At 48.4% G+C, this 19437-nt stretch carries 17 protein-coding genes; 5 read left to right on the top strand and 12 right to left on the bottom strand.

Annotation, left to right across the window (positions count from 1 at the left end; genetic code table 11):
- Positions 1-90: 90 nt before the first annotated feature.
- From ABDB98_RS03775 to ABDB98_RS03760, 4 genes are all read right to left on the bottom strand, one after another.
- Positions 91-798, bottom strand: a complete 708-nt coding sequence (locus ABDB98_RS03775) for a hypothetical protein (RefSeq protein WP_438421410.1) — start codon at positions 796-798, stop codon at positions 91-93.
- Between the two features lie 105 nt (positions 799-903).
- Complete coding sequence (locus tag ABDB98_RS03770) at positions 904-2340, bottom strand: anion permease (protein ID WP_438421409.1); 1437 nt, start codon at positions 2338-2340, stop codon at positions 904-906.
- A 117-nt stretch (positions 2341-2457) separates the two neighbouring features.
- Positions 2458-3723, bottom strand: a complete 1266-nt coding sequence (locus ABDB98_RS03765; protein WP_438421408.1) for a pectate lyase family protein — start codon at positions 3721-3723, stop codon at positions 2458-2460.
- A 162-nt stretch (positions 3724-3885) separates the two neighbouring features.
- Entirely contained in the window at positions 3886-4233 is a 348-nt protein-coding gene (locus ABDB98_RS03760) for a general stress protein (RefSeq protein WP_016936978.1), read from the bottom strand.
- A gap of 191 nt (positions 4234-4424) precedes the next feature.
- Here ABDB98_RS03760 and ABDB98_RS03755 point away from each other — a divergent pair, with 191 nt between their 5' ends.
- Together ABDB98_RS03755 and ABDB98_RS03750 are read left to right on the top strand one after the other, a co-directional pair.
- Entirely contained in the window at positions 4425-4775 is a 351-nt protein-coding gene (locus tag ABDB98_RS03755) for a DUF3212 family protein (protein WP_438421407.1), read from the top strand.
- 113 nt (positions 4776-4888) lie between these two features.
- Positions 4889-5908 (top strand): NADP-dependent oxidoreductase, encoded by a 1020-nt coding sequence (locus ABDB98_RS03750; protein ID WP_438421406.1) that lies wholly within the window; start codon positions 4889-4891, stop codon positions 5906-5908.
- Between the two features lie 52 nt (positions 5909-5960).
- Here the strand turns inward: ABDB98_RS03750 and ABDB98_RS03745 are convergent, their stop codons facing one another.
- Entirely contained in the window at positions 5961-6407 is a 447-nt protein-coding gene (locus ABDB98_RS03745; RefSeq protein WP_438421405.1) for a GNAT family N-acetyltransferase, read from the bottom strand.
- A gap of 73 nt (positions 6408-6480) precedes the next feature.
- The gene (locus tag ABDB98_RS03740) at positions 6481-7611 is read right to left on the bottom strand and encodes a DEAD/DEAH box helicase (protein WP_438421404.1); all 1131 of its coding nucleotides are present in this window, start codon (positions 7609-7611) and stop codon (positions 6481-6483) included.
- 170 nt (positions 7612-7781) lie between these two features.
- Here ABDB98_RS03740 and ABDB98_RS03735 point away from each other — a divergent pair, with 170 nt between their 5' ends.
- Positions 7782-9338, top strand: coding sequence for an ABC-F family ATP-binding cassette domain-containing protein (locus tag ABDB98_RS03735; RefSeq protein WP_012117051.1), 1557 nt, complete (start codon positions 7782-7784; stop codon positions 9336-9338).
- Between the two features lie 43 nt (positions 9339-9381).
- Here the strand turns inward: ABDB98_RS03735 and ABDB98_RS03730 are convergent, their stop codons facing one another.
- The 3 genes from ABDB98_RS03730 to ABDB98_RS03720 form a co-directional block, all read right to left on the bottom strand.
- Positions 9382-10566, bottom strand: coding sequence for an MFS transporter (locus ABDB98_RS03730; protein WP_438421403.1), 1185 nt, complete (start codon positions 10564-10566; stop codon positions 9382-9384).
- Positions 10567-10629: 63 nt separating this feature from the next.
- Positions 10630-11052: a MerR family transcriptional regulator gene (locus ABDB98_RS03725; protein WP_016936971.1), complete on the bottom strand. Its 423-nt coding sequence runs from the start codon at positions 11050-11052 to the stop codon at positions 10630-10632.
- A 180-nt stretch (positions 11053-11232) separates the two neighbouring features.
- Entirely contained in the window at positions 11233-13122 is a 1890-nt protein-coding gene (locus tag ABDB98_RS03720; protein WP_438421402.1) for an ABC-F family ATP-binding cassette domain-containing protein, read from the bottom strand.
- 158 nt (positions 13123-13280) lie between these two features.
- Between ABDB98_RS03720 and ABDB98_RS03715 the strand changes: the two genes are divergently transcribed.
- Positions 13281-14348: a tetratricopeptide repeat-containing glycosyltransferase family 2 protein gene (locus ABDB98_RS03715; protein ID WP_049628074.1), complete on the top strand. Its 1068-nt coding sequence runs from the start codon at positions 13281-13283 to the stop codon at positions 14346-14348.
- Positions 14349-14394: 46 nt separating this feature from the next.
- On the opposite strand, the gene ABDB98_RS03710 is transcribed toward ABDB98_RS03715, so the two are convergent.
- From ABDB98_RS03710 to ABDB98_RS03700, 3 genes are all read right to left on the bottom strand, one after another.
- Positions 14395-15294: an SDR family oxidoreductase gene (locus ABDB98_RS03710; protein ID WP_438421401.1), complete on the bottom strand. Its 900-nt coding sequence runs from the start codon at positions 15292-15294 to the stop codon at positions 14395-14397.
- Between the two features lie 129 nt (positions 15295-15423).
- Positions 15424-15828, bottom strand: coding sequence for a methyl-accepting chemotaxis protein (locus ABDB98_RS03705; RefSeq protein WP_411810546.1), 405 nt, complete (start codon positions 15826-15828; stop codon positions 15424-15426).
- Between the two features lie 465 nt (positions 15829-16293).
- Positions 16294-17751, bottom strand: coding sequence for an aldehyde dehydrogenase family protein (locus tag ABDB98_RS03700; protein ID WP_438421400.1), 1458 nt, complete (start codon positions 17749-17751; stop codon positions 16294-16296).
- A gap of 244 nt (positions 17752-17995) precedes the next feature.
- On the opposite strand from ABDB98_RS03700, the gene ABDB98_RS03695 reads away from it, so the two are divergent.
- Entirely contained in the window at positions 17996-19381 is a 1386-nt protein-coding gene (locus ABDB98_RS03695; protein WP_438421399.1) for an amino acid permease, read from the top strand.
- Positions 19382-19437: the final 56 nt, after the last annotated feature.

The raw sequence follows: 19437 nt of genomic DNA, 5'->3' as shown, positions 1-19437 counted from the left end.
GTTGCGAATAACCTTACTTTTTAAGACAGCATATTAATACGGGCTGTCTTTTGACAACCTAAATAAAAAAGGTGATTTCTATCCATCACCTTAGTCCGATCCTTGAATGGGGAATCCCGTTGCAATGAGGGAACGGTTTGCCGCTGTGACTTGCGTGACATGATTCGAAGACAGTACAGATAAAAAGAGCTGATACGCAGCTGTTTCTCCCGCCGTCATTTCCTCGATGTACGTAAAAGGAATCCCCAAGATTTGCCCGCCTGAAGAAAAGAGGTTCAGCTCTTGTCTTAGTGTTTGAATAGATACCCCATTTCTTTGGAGATCGACAGCTAAGTCTAATGAAAAATTAGAAGCGAGCAGATCTAATTCCACATTTACTTGTATGACGGCATCCGTTTTTACCAATTGATCTGTCGGCGCATCTACCACAGTGCTTAATACATTTATCGGTGTTCCTTCTAACGGAATCGTCATTTGTTCTGTTGTATTTTGAAAAGCTACAGCCGGAACCGCACCGGGCGGACCCTCAGGCCCCGGGGGACCGGGCGGACCGGGCGGACCTGCTTCCCCTTGCGGACCGCGGGAGCCGGCGGGGCCTCTTTTGCCTTCGGGACCCCGCATCTGGGGCACGCACAGGGCAGATCGATTTTCATCTAAAGACGGAAACTGTTTTTCCGTCACTATTTCCGTTTTTTCATTATCATATAGTAATTGTTCATACCAGCGTTTCATATGTCTGCTCATATATTTGTAAGGTTTCTGTTTCAATATCATGTATTGATTACGGCCGCTGCTCATATTATCACCCCGGCTATATTGTATTCACGCTGAAGCCATCATGTGCAGGGCCTTCCCGCCTCTTATCAAACAAAAAAAGGCAGACCTGAGTCTGCCTTTTTTCTTCTACCATAAACCTAATACTTTCCACCATAATCCGCCGATCACAAGCCATGTCACAATATGGACGATTGACAGGATAAAGCCGATGGACCACCATTTGCTTTGCGAAATATAGCCTGCTCCGAAAAAGACCGGAGCCGCTCCTGAGCCGTAATGCGTCGTCGAACCGAAAAGGTTGCTGAAAAACGCCAGGCTGAGCGCCGCCAATAACGGCGGAGCGCCTGCCGCCACGATGACGGCGAGAAATGCCGCATACATGGCGCTGATATGCGCAGTTGCGCTCGCAAAGAAGTAATGGGTGTAATAATACACAACGATCAGAATCATAAATGCCACAATCCATGAAAAACCGGAAACAGAGGATTTCATCATATTACTGAACCAAGACACCATGCCGAGTTCATTCAGGAAATTCGCCAGCATCACAAGCGCCGCGAACCAAGTCAGTGTATCCCACGCACCTTGTTCCTTTTTGATGTCTTCCCATGTTAATACCTGTGACAAAAGCAAAACGGATAATCCGATCAGGGCCGTCGTCGTTGCGTCTATATTTAAGCTTCCTCCGAAAATCCACAGCGCAAGCACCAATAAAAAGACGATGACCATGGAGAGCTCGGATTTTTTAAACGGACCCATTTCTTTCAATTTTTCCGTTGCGATTTTAGCCGCATCCGGTGTTTCTTTAATTTCCGGCGGATACAGCTTATAAATGACGAGCGGTGTAATGATTAAGCTCGCCAATCCCGGGACAATGGCTGCGATTGCCCAGCTTGTCCATGTGATGTCCACCCCTGCGACATCGTGGGCCAGCTTGGCGATCAGCGGGTTCGCCGCCATTGCCGTCAAAAACATCGCAGACGTAATCAAATTTCCTTGGAAACCGGTCTTTAATAAGTAAGCGCCGATTTTCCGCTCTGTTCCGTCTGCCGGCGTTGATCCGAAAGTTTCGGATAATGATCTGATAATAGGAAAAATAATGCCGCCCGCCCGTGCCGTGTTACTCGGAATGGCAGGTGATAAAATTAAATCACTGAACAGCAGTGAATAAGAAAGGCCGAGTGTTTTCTTCCCGAACCGTTGTACGAATACGTAAGAAATCCTGGCGCCGAGCCCGGTTTTGATAAATCCCCGGGAAATAAAAAAGGCGATGACAATCAGCCAGATTGTCTTGTTTCCAAATCCGCTTAACGTATTTTCAATAGAAAGCGTTCCCGTTAACGCGGTGACTGCCAATGCAAAAATTGCAATTGCGCCCATTGGCAAGGGCTTGGAGATAAAGCCGATAATTGTTGCGACAAAAATAGCGAACAAATGCCATGCTTTAGGTTCAAGTCCGGACGGCGCGGGAATAAACCAAATGATTAATCCCACAGCAACAGTAATAAGCAAAGGAATGATTTTTACCGCCTGCTGTTTTTTTGCGTCTTTTTCTGAAGCCATTACAGGTCTCCTCCTATTTTGTTGTCTTCCATCCCCCATCCCATTTTACTACTTAACTAAGTTAATAAACGTTTTTGTTAATTAAAAAACACAAAGGAAAATATTCCTTTGTGTCTCTTATTTTAACGTACCCGAGCCGGCTTTAGATATAACATCCGGTTTTACATTTGCGGATGAGCCGATAGAGCCGTGCAATGCCGGTGTCCAGCCGACAGACTGACTTAATCCGTTGGCGGCTGACGCGTTAATGGCAGCGCCGTTTAAAAGAGTGCCCTCTTCATGAAGCGCTTTTCCGCCGCTGAAGACACTGATGACCTTATCGGCAGCCAGGCCCGGCACTTCAAAAACATTATTCTGTGCATATATTTTTGACGCATGTCCTGCGCCCCATGCATAACTGAACGGGTACGCGGCGCTTTTCGAGCCTGCGTAAAAATTATTATAAATATGAACCTGCCCGTACCGGACCCGCGGTGCGCGCTGGACGATGTTCTGGTAATAGTTATGGTGAAGGGTCACCTTCAGTTTTCCTTCATCCGACGTCTTGCTGTCGCTGTTTCCGATGACGGAGCCTTTATCATGGTCATGATATTTATTATAGGATAATGTAATATAATTCGCCCCGTTGGCTATATCCGTCTGGCCGTCATGGTGCTGATATTTTCTCCCGTAATAGTAGGGAAAACCGCTGTCGGGATTCGATCCGTCATTAAAGGTACAATGGTCGATCCAGATGTGCGTCGCGCCGTTAACGGTGATATTGTCATATTCCGAGTTCCAGTTGCCGCTGCTGCCGTCAGTCGGGTCCCATTGCGGAAAATAGTCGTAAGCGTCTTGAAATTCGATGTTGCGGATGATGACGTTGTCGACGCCGTTCTTGATATTAAAATTTCCGCCTGTCACTTTGGCGTTTGAGCCTGACCCGATGATCGTCGTATTTGAAGGGATATCAATCACGACCCGCGCTTTCTGGTTTTTTTGAGATCGCTGTCTGGCGTCTTCCTGGGTTCCTGACGGTGCTTTTTTCCCCCATTTATCCGGGTCGTACGCCTTCAAATAGGCATTGAGATCATAAGCCGGATCTTTATAATCATGAAAGCCGAGCGTTTTATTGCGGTCGTCGGTATTCATATTGATTGTGCCTTGTATGTAAATAATCTTCGGCGTGCTGTTGGCGCTTCCCCCTAATGCAGAAACGAGCTGCTGTCTGTTTGATACGGTGTATACATTCGATGAAGAGGCTTTCGCGCCGCCGGTTGTCCCGCCGGAAGCGGCTCCCCATCCGTCATTTGCTCCTAACGTCTGCCGGCCAAGGTCAGCGGCATGGACACCCGCAGGAATCATCCATAAACAAACCGCCAGCATCAGTAACATTTTTTTCATAAATGGTGCTCCTCCCGATTTGATATTCCAATTTATTACAACCGAATTGTATCAAATCAATTAAAAAACAGCACCGAAAATGTACTGATTGTGTCTTTCGGTTTTATTGCGGAATCCGCAAAAAAATCCCAAGGGACCGAAACCCCTTGGGACCTGATCGGCTTACGCCCATGATTTTACTTTTTCGTTATCCGTGACAAACAGAAGAACTTTTCCTTCATCTAAGCGCTTTTCAAATTGTGATGCTTCCTCTTCTGAAAAGCCGATTTCATGAATTTTGTTGCGGAGCTCATCGCCCTTTTTATTAAACATATTGCCGACCGCGTGTTTAATGCCCGTTTCTTTTGCTCCGATGGTATTGACATCCGTATTGTCGGCCAGTCGTTCCGTTCTGTCGTCATCATGAGAAAGCACGTATACATCTTCTTTTGCGACACCCATTTGCTGAAGCTCTTTTACGTCCTGCATCAGTTTTTGATCGTTTGTATACTCTCTTACTACCGGTTTCATTGATAAGTCCTCCCTTTTGTTTTTGTATATTGTGTGTTTACCCGCTTCACCAAATGCCAAACAAAAGAAAGAGCGTTCAGTGAAAAATCGGGCAGATTGTCGGTGGATATTTTCTTCCGGGACATGTTACAGTAGGAGAAGCTACTTTTATCAGAAAAATAAAAATTTTCAAGAGCCGATCAAGCAGGGAGGTGGTTCCTATTCATTATTTTTCACCGGAACAGCGATTTAACGCTTGGGTTGTCAGTGATTTAGTGAAACAGGTATTCCGCCGGCATACCCGCTGCCCGGATGGAATAAAAGAGCTTACGGCCTTTGCTGAAGATACCTTTCATATTAATATCGATTTCGTGTTCTCTATTATTATCAATATCGGTGATATCGAATCCGTTCTGCCGAAAGAAATTGAGAATACGCTGGGTTCTTATCTGACCGCGCTTCAGCCCGTCATTACCGCCGACATGCTTCATTCTTCTAAAACAAATGCCTATGAATATTTGGAACATGAGAAAAACACTGAGATGTTCCGGTTGTTCTATTAAAAGAAGGGCCCGGGCCCTTCTTTTTTTGTTGCCGGCGGACGGTTTGATTTTGTATTCGGGAAATGGTTCGTGTTACATTTGGAACAAACACTCATGTTGAAGGAGGATGCATCATGCCGAAAAATCAACAGCAAATTCAATTAGCGAGACGCCCTAAAGGCGTTCCCGTCCATGACGATTTCCGTTTTGAAACGATTGCCGTTCCCGAGCCGCAAGACGGTGAAGTGCTTGTAAAAACGAGTTATGTGTCCGTTGATCCGTACATGCGCGGACGAATGCAGGATACAAAATCATATGTCGAGCCGTTCGCTTTAGAAGAAGCCATAACAGGCGGAGTGATTGCCGAGGTTCTCACAGACGGCAATAAGCTGAAAAAAGGCGATATCGTGATCGGGAATCTCGCATGGCAGGAATACTCAGCAGTGAATGAGTCCGCTCTCCGCAAACTGGACACGGATATCGCACCCGCCTCGGCGTATCTCGGCATTTTAGGGATGACCGGACTGACCGCTTACTTCGGGCTGCTTGATATCGGCCGTCCGAAAAAAGGCGAAACCGTCGTCGTTTCAGGGGCTGCGGGCGCCGTCGGCTCAACGGTCGGGCAGATTGCCAAAATCAAAGGCGCGCGGGTTGTCGGCATCGCCGGTTCTGACGAAAAAATCGCGTATCTGAAAGAGGAGCTTCAATTTGATGAAGCCATTAATTACAAAACGGCGGATGATATTCAAAAAGCGCTTGAACAGGCATGCCCTGACGGCGTCGATGTCTATTTTGACAATGTCGGCGGACCGATTTCAGATGCGGTGATCAACCTGCTGAATGAATTCGCCCGCATTCCGGTATGCGGAGCGATCTCTTCATACAATACCGAAAGTGAAGAGGAAGACATGGGCCCCCGCGTACAGCCGAAACTGATCAAAACAAAAGCGCTGATGCAGGGATTCATCGTCGGTGATTATGCTGACCGCTTTTCCGAAGGCGCGAAACAATTGGCTGAATGGCTCAAGGACGGAAAGCTTCATTATGAAGAAACGATTACGGAAGGATTCAGCCATATCCCTGACGCGTTCCTCGGTTTGTTTAAGGGAGAAAACAAAGGCAAACAGATCATCAAAGTCAGTGATCCAAGTTAACATGATGATGAAAAAAGGAGGGCTTTGTCCCCTCCTTTTCTGCTTTTTCGGATCAGCTGCGAAGAATCAAAGTCAGAAATCTGTCTTCATCCGGCTCCGTATCTTCCAAAGTGAATCCCGCTGCTTGAAAGCAGGCTAAACTCATTTGATTGTCTTTTTCGATGCTTGCCGCCCATTCCCGCACACTGGTAAACCCAGGGTCAGTCAGGAGTTTTTGCAATATCCGTTTTCCGAACCCTTGAAGCTGGCACAAAGGATTGACGATCAATCCGATATACACCCGTTCCTCCACAAACTCTATAGAGACTATGCCTGCCGGCAGCTGCCCGTCATATGCCATAAGGACAGTATCGTCTTCATCTTTATTCAATCGTGCATACCACGCATCTAATGGCAGTATCGCATCCATTCTCCGACTGATATTATCGTCCTTAAACCAGTGTTCAATTATTTTCAGCTCACGTTCCTTCAATATTTGAAATCTGTCTATTGAAACCATCTTCCCATCCCCCGTGCGAACCTTTTCTATTATTTCACAACAAAAAAAAGAAGGGCTTCCCGCCCTCCGTTTCTTATTTCTCAGATAATTTTCCGCCTGAATAAACGGCCTCTTTCAGCTCAATTCCGAGTGATTTGGCCATTTTTTTCAGTTTGGATTCTTCCATCGGCGTGACAAGGCTGAGTACCGTTCCTTCTTTACCGGCCCGCCCCGTCCGGCCTGATCTGTGAATGTACCCGTCTTCATTCGGGATGTCCGCATGAATGACGTACGGAAGATCGTCGATATCGAGTCCGCGCGCCGCTATGTCAGTCGCCAGAAGCAGCGGAAATTCTCCCCGCTCAAACGCTGATAATATCTTTGCCCGCTCCATTTTTTTCGCTTCTCCGTGCAGGATGCCGAGATCCACGTGATGATAGGCGAGTTTTTCCGCATAGACGCTTAAATTTCCGATATCTCTGACGAACACGAGCGCCTGCATGCCGTTCAGCCGTGACAGCTTTTGCAATAGCTTCACTTTATCCCGCTGATCGCAGACGAGATATTGATGCGTGACCCGTGCTTTTTCCGCCGTATTCCGCTCCACCTTCAAAACGGCCGGTTCGTGTGCAATGCCCTTCAGCACCTCTTCTGTCTCCGGCTGCAGCGTAGCGGAAAAGCTTAAAAGCTGACGGTCTTTCAGCGTCGTTTTAATGATTTTTTTCATTGTTTCGCGGTGTTCCTTTGTCACGAGCTGATCCGCTTCATCAAGAACGATCGTCTTGACTTCATGCATTTTCAGCTTTTTCGCCTGAATCAATTCGAGCACCCTGCCCGGTGTGCCTGCAATGATATGCGGTTTATTTTTGAGCTTTTCCACCTGCTTTTTCACGTTTGCTCCGCCGATCAAAGACAGGGCGCGAAGATCGGAGCCTTTTGTCCAATCCTGAATCACCTGAAAAATCTGCATCACAAGCTCGCGGGACGGCGCTAAAATAATCACTTGCGGATGTTTTTGCTCCGGATTGATCCGCTCCAGAACCGGAAGCGTGTACGCCAATGTTTTTCCCGTCCCCGTCGGGGATTCGGCGATGACGTCCTTCCCTTCCATGATCACCTGAGCGGCTTTTTCCTGAATGTCGGTCGGCTTCTGAAAGCCTGACGCCTTCCAGTTTTCGGCGATAAATGGTTGTGTATGCTGTAAAAATGGCCATGTTTGGGTCATGTCGTTCTCCTCAATTCTTAAAATCTACTCCATAGTATCTCAAATGCACGCGGCAAACGCAATTTTCTTTTTCCTTCCAAGCCTTTTAACAAACGGTCTCCTCCTTTATAATCATTAATGAGAAAGACACATAATGAAAAAGCGTGTCTGATAACGATAGAGGTGTAATGATGAGTATTTTATCCGTAAAAGATTTAAGCCACGGCTTCGGTGACCGTGCGCTTTTTAACAATGTATCGTTCCGTCTTTTAAAAGGGGAACACGTCGGCTTAATCGGAGCTAACGGCGAAGGTAAATCAACGTTTATGAATATTATTACCGGAAAGCTTGAGCCTGATGAGGGAAAGGTTGAATGGGCGAAAAACGTGCGCGTCGGCTATCTCGATCAGCATACCGTGCTTGAAAAAGGCAAAACGATCCGCGACGTGCTGAAAGATGCGTTCCATTACTTATTTGCGATGGAAGAAGAAATGAATGAGATTTACAATAAGATGGGCGAAGCGGACCCCGATGAACTTGAGCAGCTGCTTGAAGATGTCGGTGTCATTCAGGACGCCCTGACAAATAATGATTTCTACGTGATTGACAGCAAAGTTGAAGAAATCGCCCGCGGCCTCGGCCTGCAGGATGTCGGCCTTGACCGCGATGTCACTGACTTAAGCGGCGGACAGCGGACGAAAGTGCTGCTCGCCAAGCTGCTTTTGGAAAAACCGGAAATCCTCCTGTTGGACGAACCGACCAACTACCTTGATGAGCAGCATATTGAATGGCTGAAACGCTATTTGCAGGAATATGAAAATGCGTTCATCTTAATTTCTCACGACATTCCGTTTTTAAACAGCGTGATCAATTTGATTTATCATGTGGAAAATCAAGAGCTGACGCGTTATGTCGGCGACTACCATCAGTTTATGGAAGTATACGAAGTGAAAAAACAGCAGCTCGAAGCGGCCTACAAAAAGCAACAGCAGGAAGTCGCAGAGCTGAAAGATTTCGTCGCCCGCAACAAAGCGCGGGTCAGCACGAGAAATATGGCGATGTCCCGCCAAAAGAAACTCGATAAGATGGATATGATTGAACTGGCGGCTGAAAAACCGAAACCGGAATTTCATTTCAAGCCGGCGAGAACGTCAGGCAAGCTGATTTTTGAAACGAAGGACTTAGTCATCGGCTACGATACCCCGCTGTCACGTCCGCTCAACCTCAGAATGGAACGCGGACAGAAAGTCGCCCTGTACGGCGCGAACGGCATCGGGAAAACGACGCTGTTAAAAAGCCTGCTCGGTGAAATTCAGCCGCTGGAAGGCACGGTGGAACGCGGCGAGCATCAATACACAGGCTATTTCGAGCAGGAAGTAAAAGAAACCAATAACAATACGTGCATCGAAGAAGTGTGGAGCGAATTTCCTTCCTTTACCCAGTACGAAATCCGCGCCGCCCTCGCCAAATGCGGCCTGACCACTAAACACATTGAAAGCCGCGTCTCCGTATTAAGCGGAGGAGAAAAAGCGAAGGTCAGACTGTGCAAGCTGATCAATTCAGAAACAAATCTGCTCGTGCTTGACGAGCCGACAAACCACCTGGATGTCGATGCGAAAGAAGAGCTGAAACGCGCGCTGAAAGAATACAAAGGCTCCATTCTGCTCATTTCCCACGAACCGGAGTTCTATATGGATATCGCGACGGAAACATGGAACTGCGAGTCTTGGACGACGAAAGTGCTGTAAACACAAAAAGGAACTCCCGCCTGTGCGGTAGTTCCTTTTTTTCTTAATGTCCGGCTTTTATTCCGGAGAGATGTTTGCGTCCCATGAGAAGGACAAGCATGCCGACAAAAACGACGATCCCGCCTACTGTATATGGTGTGCTTGCGGTAAAGTGTTCTGACAGCATTCCCGCAATCCACGGAGCGAGCGCACCGCCGATAAAGCGGACTGAGCTGTAGGCTGAAGACGCGATTGAACGTTCAACCGGCGCAGAACCCATCACAGCGGTTGTCATGATCGTATTCACCATACCGAGCACGGCACCGGCGACAACGATACATGTAATGATCAACGTCTGATGGTCAGTCCAGATCCCCATGACGATGAGAATGACCGCAAAGGCGATAAAGAGAACGACGAGCGAACGCACTGTTCCCAGCGCTTTGTGCAAGAGCGGCGCCGTAAAGACTGACGTAATTGCCAGCAATAATCCCCAGCCGAAGAAGACGTATCCAAGACCGTGTTCATCTAAATCCAGAACGAACGGAGAATAAGCAAGCAAAATAAAAAATCCGAAGTTGTATAAGAATGCCGATACTGCCATTGTCAAAAGGCCTTTATATTTGAGCGCCTTCATCGCATCAAACACACCGACGCGCTTCGCCGGTTTCGGCAGCTTCGGCAGCATGAGTGAAATCGCGCAAAGCGCTATAAACATCAGGACAGACACCCCGAAGAACGGAGCGCGCCATGAAATGCTGCCAAGCTCTCCGCCAGCAAGCGGCCCGACGGAAATCCCCAAGCCGAGCGCGGCCTCATACAAAATAATCGCTTTGGCACTGCCGCCGACAGATACCCCGACAATGACGGCAAGCGCGGTTGAAATAAAGAGAGCATTCCCAAGCCCCCAGCCGCCGCGATAGCCGACAAGCTGAGCGATTGAACTTGAGCTTCCGCCAAGGGCGGCAAATACGATGATAAAAATAAGTCCGAGAAGCAGCGTCCATTTCGCGCCGATCCGGCTGGAAATCGCGCCGGAGAAAAACATCATAAAACCGGTAACGAGTAAATAACTTGTAAATAACAGAGATACTTCACTAGGTGAAGCATGTAATTGTGCGGCAATCGCCGGAAGTATCGGGTCGACGAGTCCGATTCCCATAAAGGAAATCACACAGGCAAACGCAACCGCCCAAACGGCTTTCGGCTGGCTGAATAAGCCTGTTTTCTGTTGTGATGATGTATCCATTTGATCAGACCTCCTATTTGATCCATTAAAAGAAACGCTATCTTCATAGCGTTTACAGCAAAATCATTCGATTGATTGAATGGCGCGGTCAGCTTTTTCTTTCATTCCGTTAAGGCGCTCTTTAAAATGCAGAAATGTGCTGATCTTCTCATCAATCATCTCAAGCTGGTGGTTCAATGCGTGCTGAATCTCTTCCAGCTTTGCTTTCCGTTCCTTCGGATCCAGTGACAACAAGTACCCCTCTTTGTTTAATTCCAGCTGACGGCTCATCTCCATAAACTGCTGAAGCTCCTGAAGGGAAAAACCGAGCACTTCTTTTGTGCTGGTGACTTTTTCGAGCTCCTCCATATCATCTTCAGAGTAAAGCCGGACGCCGCCTTCTGTCCGTTTAGGTGCAGGAATCAAACCAATCTCCTCGTAAAAACGAATGGTTCGTTTTGTCAATCCGCTTCGTTTGGCAACTTGATCAATCTTCATCCATTCCAAGGTGAATCCCCCTCTTGTCGTTTCTGTTTCTATTATACACCTTTTGAACCTTAACGTAAACGTAAAGTTTTGAAAAGGAATTTTTACTGGATAAACATCCATACCGCATAATGAACATATGCTCATGACAAAAAAAGCCGGTATGACCCGCCATTTTCTCGGGGGCCGTACCGGCTTTTCTTAATTCTCAAGTTCTTCAATCATCAGTGACAATTCGGTCCAGCGCTCCATCGCCGCTTCAAGCTCTTCAGCCGTTTTTGCCTGTTCGGCCATCAGTTCTTGAATCTTTCCGAAATCACTTCCCGCTTCAGCGATTTCCGCTTCCAAACGCTGATGCTTTTCTTCAAGGCCGGCAATTTTGTCTTCGATGCCGTCCCATTCGATCTGATCCTTGTATGAAAGCTTTTTGCGCTTTTTCTTCGGCTCTTCTTCCGCCTTTTTCTCTTCGGCCGGCTGTTTTACCGCAGTCTTCTTCGCTTTTGCGTATTCCATGTATTCACTGTACGAACCTTGGAAACGCGAAATGACGCCTTGTCCTTCAAATACGATCAGGCGGTCCACGACACGGTCAAGAAAATAGCGGTCATGGGATACGGTAATGACGACGCCCGGAAACTGTTCGATGTAATCTTCGAGCACGCTTAATGTTTCTGTGTCCAGATCATTGGTCGGCTCATCTAAAAACAGCACATTCGGCTCCTGCATCAGTACATTCAGCAAGTACAGACGGCGCTTTTCCCCGCCTGACAGCTTTCTGATATATGTCTGCTGCATCGGGCGCGGGAATAGAAAGCGCTCAAGCATTTGTTCCGCGGTGATGACATCACCTTCCGCCGTCTTGACGATTTCAGCCGTCTCTTTTATATATTCAATGACTTTCATATCGCCGTTCATTTCGCTGTGGTCCTGGGTGTAGTACCCGATCCTGACCGTCTGCCCGATGGTGATGCGGCCGCTGTCTGGCTGAATTCTGCCGGCGAGGCTGTTTAAAAGTGTCGTTTTCCCGATTCCGTTCGGCCCGATGATGCCGATTCTTTCACCCGGGATGACAAGCTCGTTAAATTGGCTGATCAGTGCTTGGCCGTCGTAGGTGAGGGTGACGTTTTCCGCTTCTATCACCTGTTTTCCGAGACGGTGGGAACCGATCGCGAAATCGAGCGATCCTGAGACTGCCGGCCCTTTTTGCTCTTTGAGCGCCTCCGCTCTGTCCACTCTCGCTTTTTGTTTCGTCGAGCGTGCTTTCGCTCCTCTTCTGAGCCACGCCAATTCGCGGCGCAGGAGGTTTTGACGTTTCGTTTCTTTCTGCTCTGCCAGCGCCTCCCGTTCGGCCCGTTTTTCCAGGAATACTTCATAGTTTCCCTTATACGTATAAAGGCTGCCTCTCTCAAGCTCGTAAATTCTGTTCGTCACCCTGTTCAGAAAATACCTGTCGTGCGTGACAAGCATGACGGCGCCCGGATATTGCGATAAGTAGCCTTCCAGCCATTCAATCGTTTCATTGTCCAAATGGTTTGTCGGTTCATCCAAAATAAGCAGGTCCGCCGGCTGGATGACGTTTTTCGCAATCGCGACGCGCTTTTTCTGGCCGCCGGACAGCTCGCTGACATCCTTCATCAAGTCGGTGACACCGAGTTTGGTTAAAACCGTTTTGGCTAATGTATTCGCCTCCCACGCGTCATTCGCGTCCATTCTCGCCTGCGCATCAAGCAGGTGCTTTTGGCGCTGTTCATTTTCCGGCTCTTCATTCAGCTCCTGAAGCGCTTTTTCGTACTCCCGCATCGTTCTCATGACGGCTGAGTCGCCGGAATAAATATGCTCAAGGACGGTTTGTCCGGCAGGAAGCTCAGGGTCCTGATGCAAAAACTCAATATGCACGTTTCCTGAAGCCGTTATCTCGCCTTCCTCCGTTGATTCAAGGCCGGCAATGGTTTTCAGAAGCGTAGACTTCCCCGTTCCGTTCGGGCCGATTAAACCGATTCTTTCATTCTCTTCAATATGAAAGGAGATATGGTCGAATAATGTCTTTTCTCCGTATGTTTTATAAAGGTTTTCCGCTTTTATGATGCTCATGGTTCCTATCAATCCTCACGTAAGTTCATGTGTTCATTTTAAATCAGGCGCTGGAATAAAACTAGTAAAAGGGCAGACAAATTTCTTGGAAGCGATCATTTTGTCCGAAGAATGTTTCCGCCTCTCCTTTTATACACTGGAGGTGAAGAGGTGATGACATGATCAGCATCAGTTTATGCGTTATCGTGAAAAATGAAGAGGAAGTGCTTGCAGGCTGTCTTGATTCCGTCAAAGACATTGCGGATGAAATTGTGATTGCTGATACGGGGTCGACCGACCGGACGAAAGAAATCGCGGCCCGTTATACGGATAAGATTTATGATTTTGAATGGGTCGATCATTTTGCGGCCGCCCGTAATTTTGCGTTTTCGAAAGCGGAAATGGAATATATTTTGTGGCTGGACGCCGACGATATGCTGACGGAAAAGGATCGTGAAAAGCTGATTGATCTGAAGGCGTCGCTTTCAAAAGAGGTGGACGCGGTATCCATGTATTATCACGTCGGCTTTGATGATCGGGGAGAGGTCAGCTTCAGATACCGCCGCAACCGTCTCGTCAAGCGGGAAAAAGGGTTCCGCTGGATCGGAGCCGTGCATGAATATCTGGAAGTATACGGAAACATTATAGAAACCGATATCGCCGTCACACACCGCAAATCCGAGAAAAAGCACTCGCCTCCCTCAGACCGCAACCTGAGGATTTACGAGAAAATGGCGGAAAACAGTGAAACGATGACACCGCGCGATTTATTTTATTTCGCGAATGAATTAAAGGATCACGGCCAGTATCAGCGCGCCATTACGTATTATCACCATTTTCTTTCTACTAAACAGTGCTGGATCGAAGACGAGATCAGAACGTGCCAATATCTATTCGATTGCTACAGGGCGGTCGGCCATGAAGAGGCCGCCATGACGTCGCTCTTAAAATCATTTTTGATTGATTGTCCGCGGCCGGAGTTCTGCTGCAGGCTCGGCGACTATTTTGCGGAGAAACGGCAATACCGGCAGGGCGTGTTTTGGTATGAGCTCGCCCTATCCGCCACATACAGCGATTCAGGCTTTACCCAGCTCGAATATTCCACCTGGTATCCTCATCTGCAGCTCTGCGTCTGCCACTGGCAGCTCGGTGACAGAGAAAAAGCGAAGATTCATAACGACAAAGCCGCCTCCTATCACCCGTCACATCCGAGCGTACTGTATAATCAAAACGTGCTCGGCACATAACATCGAAAAAAGAGCTGCCCCTTGTAAGAGGGCAGCTCCTTATTCATTACGCCGTCGGAATACCTCCGCTGACACTGTAGATCTGGGATGTCACATAGCTCGATTCTTCTGAGGCCAAAAAGACATAAATCCCTGCAAGCTCCGCGGGCTGGCCGGCACGCTGTAATGGCACGGCCGGTGTTTCCTTGCCGAATTTCGGAATGTTTTCACCGGGCTGCCCTCCGGAAATCTGAAGCGGCGTCCAGATCGGCCCCGGCGCTACAGAGTTGACTCTGATTCCTTTATTCGCCAGCTGCTTTCCTAAGCCGACGGTAAAGCCGATAATGGCATGTTTCGTCGCGGCATAATCCAACAGCATCGGACTTGGATTGTACCCTTCGACAGAAGTTGTCGTGATAATAGACGCGCCTTCCGGCAGATACGGAAGCGCGGCTTTGACGAGCCAATACAGCGAGAATACGTTGACTTCAAATGTTTGATAGATTTGTTCTGTAGTAAGATCGCTGATATCATCCACTGCCTGCTGTTTGCCGGCGACAAGAGCGAGCGTGTCAAGACCGCCAAGCTCTTGATACGCTTTTTCCGCCAATTCTCCGCAAAACGCTTCATCGCTTAAATCTCCCGGCAGCAGAACGGCTTTTCTTCCTTCTTTTTCAATTAATGCTTTCACTTCTTCCGCATCCGGCTGTTCCTCAGGCAGATAGTTAATGGCCACATCCGCCCCTTCCCGGGCATAAGCAATCGCGGCAGCCCGGCCGATCCCCGAATCGCCGCCGGTGACGAGGGCTTTTCTTCCCTTCAGCTTGCCGGCTCCTTTATAGCTTGTTTCGCCGCAGTCCGGCACAGGCTTCATCTCTTTCTGCAAACCGGGCGGCTCCTGATATTGTTTTGGAAATTCATCATGATCATATTTCGTCTGCGGGTTGTGCAGATTTGCATCAGACATACAAAACTCTCCTTTATCATTGGTGATGTATTCGTATGTGTACCCCTGAGCATAGCGGATCAAACGTATGAAATGCAGTTTCCGAATAATGGAGAGAAAACAAAAAAGGAGCCCGTAAGCTCCCCTTTTTTATGAATCTCCGAGCACGTTTTCAGCCATTTTCGCTAAATGCTGGGCGCTTCCTGAAATCTCCTGCATCGTGGCAGAAATTTGTTCAACCGCCGCCGCTTGGCCGTCTGTGTTCTGGTTGATGGATTCAATAGAGTCCTCCAGCCCTTTCAGCAGGCTGTGGATTTTTTTCGTAATCTGGTCAATTTGTCCGACGTTGTCTTTTGAATGAGTGGCAAGCTTGCGGATCTCATCCGCCACCACGGAAAAGCCCTTTCCGGATTCTCCAGCTCTCGCGGCTTCAATGGCCGCGTTCAAACCGAGCAGATTGCTTTGATCTGAGATGCCCTTGACAGTGACGGAAATGTCGGCGATTTCTCCCGCGCTTTCACTGACCTGTTTCGCCTGAGCGGAAATCCCGGTCATCTGTGCTGAAAAGCCGCTGATGGATTCTGAAATATCCGCGATGGCTGAAGCGGTCTGTTCCACGACGGCGGACAGGCTTTCAGCGACATCATGAAGCTTGGCTGATTTTTCAAGGCTCGTGCCGAGACCGACACCGCCGATGACTTTTCCGTTTTCATCGTGAAGCGGGATCGCTCTGGCGATCAGCGGAAATCCGAACAGCTCTTTCGGCACCATGCTTGTCTTTTTCTGATTCAAACGGATTGCGTCTGTAATGATGTCTCCTTTTTGGAGCGGGTCTCCCGGCTTTACATTAAGAGAAAACGTTTTAGCCGGAATATTCACGATTAATTTTTCTGTATCATAAATCCCGATGGTGATGTCATCTTGGATCAGGCTGTTTAAAAAAGGCGCAACTTTGACAAAAGCGTCAAGCAGGCTGTGCGTTTGCTGTTCCGTCTGTATACTCATTTCTTTCACTCCTTCTTAATATGGGAATTGCCGTTTTTCATGCTGAACCGAAATCCATTTCAGCGTAGTGAATTCTTCCAGGCTCCATTCGCCGTTCAGCCTGCCGAGACCTGATTGCTTCTCGCCTCCGAACGCGACATTCGGTTCATCATTAATGGTCGTATCGTTGACGTGAATCATGCCGGTTTCGATCCGCTTAGCAAACTCAACGCCGCGCTCAACGTTTGCCGTATGCACGGCTCCGCTTAAACCGAACGGTGTCGCGTTTGCGATGCTTACCGCTTCATCCTCCGTTTCAAACGGCATGATGCAGACGGCCGGTCCGAACAGCTCCTCCTTCGCGATGCTCATCTCAGGTTTCACATCTTTTAAAATGACGGGCTCAGCGACCGTTCCGCTGAATCGGCCGGACAGCACCGGAACCGCTCCCTCTTCTATCGCTTTTTCGACAGACCGTCTCAGACCTTCCGCCTGCCTCTCATTGATTAAAGGCCCGATCACCGTGTCAGGGTCCATCGGATCGCCGACTTTCAGCGATGACACTTTCGCTTCGTAAAGCTCTGTAAATTTGTCATATACAGATGTGTGTACGAGCACCCGGTTCGCCGACATGCAGATCTGGCCTTGATGCGTAAACCGGCTGAATACGGCCGCATTGACGGCGTATTCAAGATCAGCATCCTCAAGCACGATCAGCGCGCTGTTTCCGCCAAGCTCCAACAGCGGTTTTTTAAAGTGTTTGATCGCAAGCTGTCCGATATAGCTGCCCACTCCGGTTGAACCCGTAAATGAGATAATCCGCGGCACGGGATGCTCAACAAAACTGTCGCCGATCTCCCCGATATCCGTCACGATGACATTCAGCAGCCCGTCCGGTACGCCGGCCGCTTCAAAAATCTTCGCAATCAGTGTTCCGCCGCAGATCGGTGTTTCTTCATGAGGCTTCAGCACAACGCCGTTGCCCGCTCCGAGTGCCGGCGCAACCGATTTCACCGAAAGGAAAAACGGGAAGTTAAACGGGCTGATGACCCCGACGACGCCGGCCGGTATTCTGTACAGCCTGTTTTCTTTTCCGTCAATCGTGGACGGGAGAATTTTCCCTTCCATCCGCACCGGAAATGTTGCGGCTTCTTTTATCATATTTTTGACAAGTCCGATTTCAAACTCAGCCTTCAGCCTTGTTCCGCCAAGCTCCTCCATAATTAAGTAAATGATCGCTTCTTCGTGCTCTTCGATGAAAGATACGGCTTTTTCCAAAATGGCCCGCTTTTTAAAAGGATTGACTTTGTCCCATTCTTGTTTCGCAAGAGCCGCGGCGCGATACGCCGCATCCACGTCATCAGGCGTCGCTTTTCGGAATGAGGTGATGACTTTCTGAGTATAAGGATTCCTGTTTTCCAATACGTTCCGGCTGCTCCCATCCCTCCATCGGCCGCCGATAAACTGCTTATTTAGTTCTTCATATTGAAACATGTAAACATCTCCCTTTCACCGAAACTTGAAAATAGTTGATGAGTCATTTTTTGTATCGGTCTTAACGTGAGAAAATTGAACTATTTCACAATAAAATTACTGTTCCTTCCGCACATCGACGCTTTTGAGCTTTTTCCTTTTAAAGTGGAAAATTCTTTAATTGACTGTGCGAAATTTCGACAATATAATACAAACGTCAGTGTATATAATGATATGAATATTATGAATTTTCAGGAGGACCCATATGTCTTTATTATTTCGGAAAAAGCCGATCGCCGACTTAAAGGCCCAGAGCAAACAGGCCGGTCTGGCCCGCTCGTTAAGCGCTTTTGACTTGGTTTTACTCGGAATCGGCTGTGTTGTCGGCACGGGGATTTTTGTGATTACCGGGACCGTGGCCGCAACAGGGGCAGGGCCGGCTTTGATTCTGTCGTTTGTGCTCGCGGGCCTTGCCTGCGCGCTCGCAGCGTTTTGTTATGCGGAATTCTCTTCAACCATTCCGATTTCAGGCAGCGTATATACTTACTCCTATGTCACTCTCGGAGAATGTCTCGCGTTTTTGATCGGATGGGACTTAATGCTTGAATATGTCATTGCAATCGCCGCCGTTGCAACCGGCTGGTCATCGTATTTCCAGTCGCTTCTTGCGGGCTTCGGGCTGCATCTTCCGGAGGCGCTGACCGCCGCACCCGGAAGCAAAGCGGGCGCCGTGCTCAATCTGCCGGCCGTTATTATTATTTTGGTGATTACCGCGATTGTTTCAAGAGGCGTGAAAGAAAGCACCCGCTTTAATAATGTCATTGTTTTGATGAAAATTGCCATTATTTCGCTGTTTATCATCGTCGGATTCGGCTACGTGAAACCGGAAAACTGGTCGCCGTTTATGCCGTTCGGAATGAAAGGCGTCATCACGAGCGCCGCGACCGTTTTCTTCGCATATCTCGGATTTGATGCCGTGTCAAACGCATCGGAAGAAGTGAAGAACCCGCAGAAATCAATGCCGATCGGGATTATCGGCGCGCTCGCCATCTGCACCATTCTTTACATTACCGTATCGCTCGTTCTGACGGGAATGCTTTCGTACACTAAATTAAATGTCGGAGATCCGGTATCATTTGCGCTGCAGTTTGTCGGCCAGAACAAAATAGCGGGCATTATTTCCGTCGGCGCGATTATCGGGATTACAACAGTCATGCTTGCTCTGCTGTACGCTCAGGTGCGTCTCACATTTGCGATGAGCAGAGACGGTCTTTTGCCCCGCGTATTTTCCAAGGTGCACCCGCGTTTTAAAACACCGTTTCAAAACACCTGGGTGACGGGGATCGTTGCCGCCGGGATCGCCGGTTTGATTGATCTGGGAACCTTGGCGCATCTCGTCAACATGGGAACCTTGGCGGCCTTTACGGTCATCGCGATCGCCGTCATCGTTTTAAGAAAGAAACATCCGGAGATCAAATCTTCCTTCCGTGTTCCTTTCGTTCCTTTTGTGCCGATCATCAGCGCATGCTTATGCCTCTATCTCGCAAGCAGCCTGCCCGGCGTGACATGGCTTTCCTTTGTCATCTGGATCGCCGCCGGGATCGTCGTTTATATGGTTTATTCGAGAAAACACAGTTTGTTAAACAAATAAAAAGGGAGGCTCTTTTTTCGATTTGAGAAAGAAGAGCCTTTTTTGCTCTTGATCAT

The sequence above is a fragment of the Bacillus siamensis genome (genome assembly GCF_051628075.1).
Taxonomy (GTDB): Bacteria; Bacillota; Bacilli; order Bacillales; family Bacillaceae; genus Bacillus; species Bacillus siamensis.
This window is presented reverse-complemented; position numbering and strand designations above follow the sequence as displayed.